Source organism: Rhizobium sp. BK049, assembly GCF_014193135.1.
GTDB lineage: Bacteria > Pseudomonadota > Alphaproteobacteria > Rhizobiales > Rhizobiaceae > Rhizobium.
Window position 1 is genome coordinate 53210 of the sequence record NZ_JACHYV010000033.1, and the last position, 8301, is coordinate 61510.

The 8301-nt window shown below is 62.3% G+C and carries 7 protein-coding genes; 1 reads left to right on the top strand and 6 read right to left on the bottom strand.

The window, feature by feature from the left end; translation table 11 throughout:
- Positions 1–180: 180 nt before the first annotated feature.
- Positions 181–714, top strand: coding sequence for a GcrA family cell cycle regulator (locus FHT70_RS26825; RefSeq protein WP_097601772.1), 534 nt, complete (start codon positions 181–183; stop codon positions 712–714).
- 622 nt (positions 715–1336) lie between these two features.
- On the opposite strand, the gene phoB is transcribed toward FHT70_RS26825, so the two are convergent.
- From phoB to FHT70_RS26855, 6 genes are all read right to left on the bottom strand, one after another.
- Positions 1337–2020: a phosphate regulon transcriptional regulator PhoB gene (gene phoB / locus FHT70_RS26830; RefSeq protein WP_004672768.1), complete on the bottom strand. Its 684-nt coding sequence runs from the start codon at positions 2018–2020 to the stop codon at positions 1337–1339.
- Between the two features lie 125 nt (positions 2021–2145).
- On the bottom strand, positions 2146–2859 hold the full coding sequence (phoU, locus tag FHT70_RS26835) for a phosphate signaling complex protein PhoU (protein WP_004672769.1): 714 nt from the start codon (positions 2857–2859) through the stop codon (positions 2146–2148).
- Positions 2860–2903: 44 nt separating this feature from the next.
- Positions 2904–3719, bottom strand: a complete 816-nt coding sequence (pstB, locus tag FHT70_RS26840; RefSeq protein WP_183706005.1) for a phosphate ABC transporter ATP-binding protein PstB — start codon at positions 3717–3719, stop codon at positions 2904–2906.
- A gap of 15 nt (positions 3720–3734) precedes the next feature.
- Positions 3735–5057, bottom strand: a complete 1323-nt coding sequence (gene pstA, locus FHT70_RS26845) for a phosphate ABC transporter permease PstA (protein WP_183706007.1) — start codon at positions 5055–5057, stop codon at positions 3735–3737.
- Complete coding sequence (gene pstC, locus FHT70_RS26850) at positions 5054–6535, bottom strand: phosphate ABC transporter permease subunit PstC (protein WP_183706009.1); 1482 nt, start codon at positions 6533–6535, stop codon at positions 5054–5056. Before pstC ends, pstA begins: the two co-directional genes overlap by 4 nt.
- Positions 6536–6701: 166 nt before the next feature.
- Positions 6702–7736, bottom strand: a complete 1035-nt coding sequence (locus FHT70_RS26855; RefSeq protein WP_183706011.1) for a substrate-binding domain-containing protein — start codon at positions 7734–7736, stop codon at positions 6702–6704.
- Positions 7737–8301 lie beyond the last annotated feature (565 nt).

Genomic DNA, 8301 nt, shown 5'->3' on the forward strand with positions numbered 1-8301 from the left:
TCATCCGGATTCCCGCGACTCTTGTCACGGAGTCAGCCTCACACTAGGTTAAAGTTCAATTACTAGACTGCATGCGGCGGAACTAGTCACCAAAATTGATCAAGCGTTTCTTGTTTCGGAGGCTTCCGGGACAACGGTGAGGGATTCTGCCATCACCAACGCAAAAGGTGGAGACAGGGCATGAACTGGACAGACGAGCGGGTCGAGAAACTCAAGAAGCTTTGGGCCGAAGGACTGAGCGCCAGCCAGATTGCTGCGCAGCTTGGCGGCGTCAGCCGAAACGCCGTTATCGGCAAGGTGCACAGGCTCAGCCTTCCCGGCCGCGCCAAGGCCGGCGGCACGGCCACCGCGGCGCGCACGCCGAAGCGCCAGACATCCGCGCCCCGCGCGCCGAATTACGCCTCCCGGATCACCACCCGCACCGTGACCCGTCAACAGGGCGCAACGATGCTGAAGGAAGAGATCGAGGTCGATGCCGTCGAGGAAATGGAATATGTGCCGGCCGGCAATGTGGTCGTGCCGATTTCTCGCCGCCTCGGCCTGACGGAGCTCACCGAACGCACCTGCAAATGGCCGGTCGGCGACCCGCTCAAGGAAGATTTCCATTTCTGCGGCTGCGAGTCCCCCGACAATTCGCCCTATTGCAGCTATCATCAGAAGCTTGCCTATCAGCCGATCAACGAAAGGCGCCGGGCCGCGGCACGGGTCAGCTGAGAAGGCGACATCGCCGGACATAAAAAACGGGCCGAGCGGCCCGTTTTTTTATTCGAGCGGGGAAGTGACCTTTGCGTTTAGCAACCAAGCCAACCCCACACTCCGTCATCCCGGGGCTTGGAGGAGAAGTGGTGCCTGGACAGATAAGCCACGCCAGTGCGATGAAGCTGGTTCTGCAGCGGCGATGGCGCGACGGCTCTGCAGCGGCGATGGATCGGCGGCAAAAACGGGTGCTACAGGTTGCACCACCGGCGCGTTTGGCGAGAGCGCCAACCACGCGCTCCGTCATCCCAGGGCTTGACCCGGCTTGACCCTGGGATCCACAACCAAGCACTCGGCTTCCATAATTTCCCTGCTGTTGGATGCATCCCTGTTCCCGCAGCGCCGGCCGCATGGATCCCAGGGTCAAGCCAGGTCAAGCCCTGGGATGACGGAGGCGAGGTGATGCTGGGACAAGTCGGCTCTGCAGGCGCGATGGAAAGGTGGAGCCGAGACGCATAAGCCTCGCCGGCGCAATGACGCTGGCGACGAAGCGGCTGCGATCGACGACGGCAAGGGGGGCCTCACAAGCCGTACTGCCGTGCGTTTGGCGGGAACGCCCACCCCACACACTCCCTCAGCCTCAGGCTTCCATCGAATAACCCGCGCCGCGGACGGTGCGGATGACGTCCTGCATGTTGGAGAAGTTCAGCGCCTTGCGCAGGCGGCCGACATGGACGTCGACGGTTCGTTCGTCGACATAGATGTCGTGGCCCCAGACGCCGTCGAGCAGCTGCGAGCGGGAAAAGACCCGGCCCGGCGACGACATCAGGAATTCCAGCAGGCGGAATTCGGTCGGGCCGAGGCGGACTTCGCGGCTCTTGCGGTGGACGCGATGGGTTTCGCGGTCGAGCTCGATATCGCCGCATTTCAGCACCGAGGACAGCACCTCGGGGCGGGCACGGCGCAGCATCGCCTTGACGCGGGCGACGAGTTCGGGGGTCGAGAAGGGCTTGACGACATAATCGTCGGCGCCGGTGGACAGTCCGCGCACACGCTCGCTCTCCTCGCCGCGCGCCGTGAGCATGATGATCGGCAGTCGCTCGGTTTCCGGCCGCATGCGCAGGCGCCGGCAGAGTTCGATGCCGGAGACGCCGGGCAGCATCCAGTCGAGGATGAGCAGGTCGGGCGTGCGCTCCTGAAGCCTAATTTCGGCCTCGTCGCCGCGCAGGATGGTATCGACCTCGAAGCCTTCGGCTTCGAGATTATAGCGAAGGAGCACGCTGAGCGCTTCCTCGTCTTCAACAACTGCGACTCTCGGGATCATGCGTGTCCGTCTCCTCGCGCACAAGCCTTAAACTGGGGGTATAAGCAGGCGTCCTGCGCAAATTCAGAAATTGGCTGCGACCTCTTTGCGCGCCCCGAACGGGCGCGCACGCAATCTTGGAAGGATTATTCCGTCGCGGCGCCGACGGTGTTGGCGCTGTCATCCTTCGGGCGATCGCCTTCCGGCTGGGCGCCTGTTGCCATGTAGTAGATCGTCTCGGCGATGTTGGTGGCATGGTCGCCGATGCGCTCGATGTTCTTGGCGCAGAAGAGCAGATGCGTGCAGCTCGTGATGTTGCGCGGATCTTCCATCATGTAGGTCAAGAGCTCGCGGAACAGCGAGGTGTACATGGCGTCGATCTCGTTGTCGCGTTCGCGGATGGCGGTCGCCTTGTCGGCAGCGCGTGTCGTATAGACGTCGAGCACTTCCTTGAGCTGGACAAGCGCCAGCTCGGAGAGATGCTCGAGGCCGCGGGCGAGCTTGCGGGGCACGCCGGTGCTCTGCACGGCGATGACGCGCTTGGCGGTGTTCTTGCCGAGGTCGCCGACGCGTTCGAGATCGGCGGCGATGCGGATCGAACCCATGATTTCGCGCAGGTCCGCCGCCATCGGCTGACGGCGGGCGATGGTGACGATCGCCTTGTCGCCGATTTCGCGCTCGGTATGATCGAGGATCACGTCGTCGGAGATGACCTTCTGCGCCAGCGCGGTATCGCCGTTGACTAGCGCCCGGACGGATTCGGCGACCATCTGTTCGGCCAGGCCGCCCATTTCGGAAATCCGCCTGGAAAGGAACTTCAGATCATCATCATAGGCAGAATAAATATGTGTCGATGCCATGGGGCTTTGTCCTCGAATAAGGGGAAGGCTTCGGATGGCCGTGATCAGCCGAAGCGACCCATGATGTAGTCCTGGGTACGGGGATCGTCCGGATTGGTGAACATCTTGTCGGTGTCGTTCTCCTCGACAAGATTGCCGAGGTGGAACATGGCGGTGCGCTGCGAGACGCGCGCGGCCTGCTGCATGGAGTGGGTGACGATGACGATCGTGTAGTTTTCGCGGAGCTCGTGGATCAGTTCTTCGACCTTGGCGGTGGCGATCGGGTCAAGGGCCGAGCAGGGCTCGTCCATCAGGATGACTTCCGGGCTGACGGCAACGGCGCGGGCAATGCACAGGCGCTGCTGCTGACCGCCGGAGAGGCCCGTGCCGGATTCGTGCACGCGGTCCTTGACCTCGTTCCAGAGCCCGGCGCGCTGCAGGCTGCTCTCGACGATCTGGTCGAGATCGGCCTTCGACTTGGCGAGACCGTGGATGCGGGGGCCGTAGGAGACGTTTTCATAGATCGACTTCGGGAACGGGTTCGGCTTCTGGAAAACCATGCCGACGCGGGCGCGAAGTTCGACGACGTCGATATCCGGATCATAGATATCGTCGCTGTCGAGCGTGATCTTGCCGGTAACGCGGCACCCCTCGATCGTGTCGTTCATGCGGTTCAGGCTTCGCAGGAAGGTCGACTTGCCGCAGCCCGAGGGGCCGATCAGGGCGGTTACGGTGTTTTCGCGGATGTTCAGGTTCACGTCGAAAAGCGCGCGCTTCTCGCCGTAGTATACGGAGACATCCTCTCCGATCATTTTATACGGGACGTTGCTCATCTTCTGATCCAGCGCCTTTTCAACTGCAGCTTCCGTCAGCATGTTCATGATGTTTGACTCCGTTTACCAGCGGCGCTCGAAGCGACGACGCAAGAGGATGGCGCCCATGTTCATGACGACCAGGAACAGGAGCAGGACGATGATGGCACCCGAAGTACGCTCCACGAAGGCACGTTCGGCCTCGTTCGCCCACATATAGACCTGCACGGGCAAGGCCGTCGAGGGCTCGAGCGGTGTCGCGGGCGCGTTGGCGACGAAGGCGACCATGCCGATCAAGAGCAGCGGCGCGGTTTCGCCGAGCGCGTGCGCCAGGCCGATGATCGTGCCGGTGAGGATGCCGGGCATGGCGAGCGGCAGGACATGGTGGAACACCATCTGCATTTTCGAGGCGCCGAGGCCGAGAGCTGCAGCGCGGATCGAGGGCGGCACGGCGCGCAGGGCCGCGCGGGTGGCGATGATGATCGTCGGCAGGGTCATCAGCGTCAGCACCAGGCCGCCCACCAGAGAAGCCGAGCGCGGCAGGCCGATGAAGTTGATGAAGACGGAAAGGCCGAGAAGACCGTAGACGATCGACGGGACGGCTGCGAGGTTGTTGATGTTGACCTCGATCAGGTCCGTCAGCCTGTTCTTCGGCGCAAACTCCTCGAGATAGATCGAGGCGGCGACGCCGATCGGCAGCGACAGAACCAGCACGATCAGCATCAGGTAGAGCGAGCCGATGAGGGCCACGCCGAGACCGGCGGCCTCCGGACGGCTGGAATTGCCGTTGACGAAGAGGCCGGTGTTGAACTGCTTCTGAAGAGCGCCGCTCGCCTTCAGTTGGTTCATCCAGTTGACCTGCTTGTCGTTGACCTTGCGGTTCTTCTCATCGACGGAAAGATCGATCTGGCCCTTGTTGGCGCTATCGATATTGGCATCGGCGAGCAAGGTGACATTGACCGTCTTGCCGATGATCGAGGGATCGGCGACGACCAGATCGCGCAGCTGGATCGGCGCGCTCTTGGAGAGCATGGCGGTTGCATCGCGCACATCCGGACGGCTCGATGCATTGATGTTCAGCTGCTTGACGATGGCGTCGCGCAGCAGAACCGGATAGTTCGCGGCAATCAGCACCGAAGGATCGGTCGCCCGCTTGCTGTTCGGATCGATCGTCTTTTCGGCGAATTCGATCGGCAGGGTGATCGTCGTCTGCTGGAAGGCGGTGTAGCCTTTGCCGATCACCGTCCATAGCAGGACGAAGAGGAAGATAAGGCCGAAGGCGATGGCGGCGATACCGTAGGCCTGGAACCGGCGCTCGGCGGCATAGCGGCGCTTGATGCCGATATCACGGCGGGCCGGCGCTTTGGAAACGGTGGCACCGATGGCGGGAGAAACAATAATCGTCATTCGTACTGCTCCCGGTATTTGCGCACGATGTAGAGCGCATAGATGTTGAGGCAAAGCGTGATGCAGAACAGCGTGATGCCGAGCGCGAAGGCAACCAGCGTCTGCGGCGAGGTGAACTCAAGGTCGCCCGTCAGCTGGTTGACGATCTTGACGGTCACCGTGGTCATCGGCTCGAAAGGGTTGATCTGAATGCGGGCGGCGACACCCGCGGCCAACACGACGATCATGGTCTCGCCGATGGCGCGCGAGGCGGTCATCAGCAGCGCGCCGACGATGCCGGGAAGCGCGGCCGGCAGGACCACCTTCTTGATGGTTTCGGAGCGTGTGGCGCCGAGACCGAGCGAACCATCACGCAGTGCCCGCGGCACGGCGGTGATGATGTCGTCCGACAGCGAGGAGACGTAGGGGATCAACATGATGCCCATGACGATACCGGCCGTCAGAACGCTCTGCGCCTGGATGAAATTGGTGTAGCTGCCGGAGAGCAGGCCGCTGATCTGGGCGGAGAAATCGCGCAGGAACGGACCGACGGTGACGAGCGCGAAGAAGCCGTAGACGATCGTCGGGATGCCGGCCAGCACTTCGAGAAGAGGCTTGGAGACGGAACGCAGATTCGGCGAGGCGTATTCGGCCATATAGATGGCGGCGAATAGGCCGACCGGAACCGCGACCAGCATGGCGACGAGGCCGATATAGAGCGTGCCGAGCAGGAGCGGGATCAGGCCGAACTGGCCGAAGGAGGAGCTGCCGGCGCCGGCAAAGCGCGGATCCCAGACGGTGCCGAAGAAGAATTCGCCGGCGGGAACGACGGCAAAGAAGCGGGCGGCTTCCGACAGCATGGACAACACGATGCCGACCGTCGTCAGGATGGCGATCGAGGAGGCGAGCAGCAGGCCCCAGAGCATGACGCGCTCGACGCGGTTGCGGGCGCGGAAGCGCGGCGCGATGGCGCGCAGCGCATAAAGGGCGCCGGCAACGGCCAGAATGAAGACGATCGCCGTCATGGCGAGGCGGCTCGTCATGCTCATGGCATTCAGCGTCTTGGCGGCCTCGACCATGTAAGGCTGCGGCTGGCCGGCGAGCGGCACGCCCTTTTCGCTGAGCTTGGCCTGCAGGGCGGCCGGATCGTTTGCCACCGCGGCGGCTTCGTCGGATGTCAGCATCGTCAGCCCGCGCGCGACCGTCGCCACCATCGAATAGCTCAGATCCTGTTCGGCCGCGGCCTGAGCCTTGACGTCGGCAGGGAAAGCTCCCCGAACCGAGGACTGGATGATGCCGGGGCTGACGGAGAGCCAGACGCAGAGGACGATGAGGGCGGGAAGAACCGTCCAGATCGCGGCATAGGCGCCGTAATAGGCCGGCCGGGAATGCAGTGCGGAGGACCTGCCTCCGGCAAGGGCCGTGGCACGGCTGCGCGCGACCAGATAGGCGGCGGCGCCGATCACCACAAGGCACAGAAGTATGACGGATGTGCTCATTCGTTGCGTCCCCAGGCCCGTGGCCCCAAAAAGCGCGGCGGCTTCATCAGCCTGCCTTCGGCTTCCAATCATGGAGAAGGAATTCAACCCTGCAGCGGAAAGACCGCCACGCAGGGACATTAATGATGCCGGCGCGGGCTTTGAAGCACCGCGCCGGCAAAGTCATTTACATGGACTTACCGGCTTCGACGTCCTTGCGGATCGCATCACGCTCGGCATCCGGAGCGGCAACGAGGCCGTATTCAGCCAGCGGGCCGTCGGGGCCGATCATCTGGTCGGATACGAAGAAGTTGACATATTCCTTCAGGCCCGGAACGGCGCCGAGATGTGCCTTCTTGACATAGAAGAACAGCGGGCGGGAAACCGGATAGGTGCCGTTGGCGATCGTTTCGGTGGACGGAACGATACCGTTCACGCTGGCGACCTTGAGCTTGTCGGCGTTGTTTTCATAGAAGGAAAGGCCGAATACGCCGACGCCGGTCTTGTTGGCGGCGATGCGTGCGAGGGTTTCCGGATAGTCGCCGTCGATGTCGACTGCAGCGCCGTCCTTGCGGACTGCGACGCAAGCCTTGGTCTGGGCAGCCTTGTCGGTGATTTCCTTGGCGATAACGTCGAGAGCGCCCGAAGCCTTGCAGCCGGCGGCAAGAACGTTCTGTTCGAAGACTTCGCGCGTGCCGTGCTTTTCGCCCGGGATATAGGCGGCGATATCAACGGCCGGGAGCTTCGGGTTGACTTCCGACCACTTCTTGTAGGGGTTGGCGACGAGCTTGCCGTCGACGACGACCTGGGCAGCGAGGGCCTTGTAGATGTCGGCCGGAACGTAAGCGACATCCGGGTTGGACGAGTCGGTTGCGAAGACGATGCCGTCATAACCGATCTTGACTTCCTGGATGTCGGTTACGCCGGCGGCCTTGCAGGCTTCGGCTTCATTCTTGTTGATCGGACGCGAGGCGTTGGCGATGTCGATGGTGTCTTCACCAACGCCCTTGCAGAATTCCTTCAGACCAGCGCCCGTGCCGCCGGATTCGACGACCGGCGTCTTGAAGTTGGTGAAGGTCTCGCCGAAGGACTCGGCAACGATCTTGGCGTAAGGCAGGACGGTGGACGAACCAGCGATCTGGATCTGGTCGCGAGCGACGGCTGCGCCAGCGAAAGCGGCAGTTGCAGCGAGCGCGGCAACGGTGAGCTTGAAGGTGTTCATTAGAAATCTCCCGCATTGGGCTTGTGTGAGTGCGGCCTATAGAGAGGCCCTCGCATGCCTTTTTTCATCGGCGGGACTCTCTTAACGCTGTAAGCACCGTCCTTTTATGTCAAATGCGTGAAACATTTGTGACAGGTTAAACAACTGTTTTATAATGATAAATTTTATGGATCCCGCCTGAACGTGTCGACTGTTGACAAAGTTTGGATCGCCGCTCGACCTTGCATTGCAAGTTTACCACACGTAGCCCGTCGGCTGCGGAAAGGCATCCTGGCCCTCCCCGCCTGCATTCTTTCATTCAGGTCCGCCCGTGGGATCTGCCCCTCATCCGCCTGCCGGCACCTTCTCCCCGCGCGCGCGGGGAGAAGGGGATATGCCGCGACCTCTCCGTCCCACCCAAAACTCTCGACAGGGCACGTCCCCTCTCCCCGTCATTACGGGGAGAGGGTTAGGGTGAGGGGCAGCGTCCGGGTACAGCCCGGGCTGATACCTGACAGAATGAACCGGGTTGATGGTCGACAAGTCATAGTGTGTCGGAGGGAGGGCTTCCGATGCCATTTGTGGA

What these genes read in the sequence shown, in the direction of transcription:
- FHT70_RS26825 (WP_097601772.1), top strand. Translation starts at nt 181, where the DNA reads ATGAACTGGACAGACGAGCGGGTCGAGAAACTCAAGAAGCTTTGGGCC.
- phoB (WP_004672768.1), bottom strand. Translation starts at nt 2,020, where the DNA reads ATGATCCCGAGAGTCGCAGTTGTTGAAGACGAGGAAGCGCTCAGCGTG.
- phoU (WP_004672769.1), bottom strand. Translation starts at nt 2,859, where the DNA reads ATGGCATCGACACATATTTATTCTGCCTATGATGATGATCTGAAGTTC.
- pstB (WP_183706005.1), bottom strand. Translation starts at nt 3,719, where the DNA reads ATGAACATGCTGACGGAAGCTGCAGTTGAAAAGGCGCTGGATCAGAAG.
- pstA (WP_183706007.1), bottom strand. Translation starts at nt 5,057, where the DNA reads ATGACGATTATTGTTTCTCCCGCCATCGGTGCCACCGTTTCCAAAGCG.
- pstC (WP_183706009.1), bottom strand. Translation starts at nt 6,535, where the DNA reads ATGAGCACATCCGTCATACTTCTGTGCCTTGTGGTGATCGGCGCCGCC.
- FHT70_RS26855 (WP_183706011.1), bottom strand. Translation starts at nt 7,736, where the DNA reads ATGAACACCTTCAAGCTCACCGTTGCCGCGCTCGCTGCAACTGCCGCT.